The organism is Bacillus sp. P4_D3 (assembly GCF_056401855.1).
The window spans coordinates 1-599 of record NZ_JBFUIN010001263.1 but is presented as its reverse complement, the minus strand read 5'-3'; the positions used below and the strand labels follow the sequence as shown (position 1 = coordinate 599).

At 38.2% G+C, this 599-nt stretch carries 1 protein-coding gene; it reads left to right on the top strand.

Features of this window, described 5'->3' with window-relative positions; all coding sequences use genetic code 11:
* Positions 1–599 (top strand): serine hydrolase domain-containing protein (locus AC1DTM_RS30695; RefSeq protein WP_477001732.1); only part of this gene is annotated, 599 nt, incomplete at both ends.

Below are 599 nucleotides of genomic sequence, written 5' to 3'. Positions count from 1 at the left end.
TACGAGTGGTATAGCTGAATATTTAAAGTCAAAAGACGCTGACATAATGAATTCGAAAAAAACGTATACAGCAGAAGAAATAGTGAAAATGGGGCTTTCTCTACCACCTGATTTTTCGCCAGGTAAGGGGTGGTCGTATTCAAACACAGGATACGTAATATTGGGAATGCTTATTGAAAAAATAACTGGAAATAGTTATGCAGAAGAAATTGAAAAGCGAATTATTGAACCTTTGGATCTGTCAAATACGTTTTTACCAGGGAATTCAACCGTTATCCCAGGAAAGAATCATGCTCGAGGGTATATGAAAATTGACGGAACAAGCGAGTTGAAAGACATAACGTATTATAATCCGAGTTTAGCTAATTCAGCTGGAGATATGATTTCTAATGCGGACGATTTAAATACGTTCTTTTCATCTCTACTCGGTGGTAAGTTACTGAAGGAGAATCAATTAAAAGAAATGCTTACTACAGTTCCTACAGAAGGAGAAGGCGTTGGTGACGGATATGGTCTTGGAATCTATGAGACTAAACTTCCAAACGGTGTTTCAATTTGGGGTCACGGAGGGGCAATTCCTGGGTTCACAACTTTTGTTG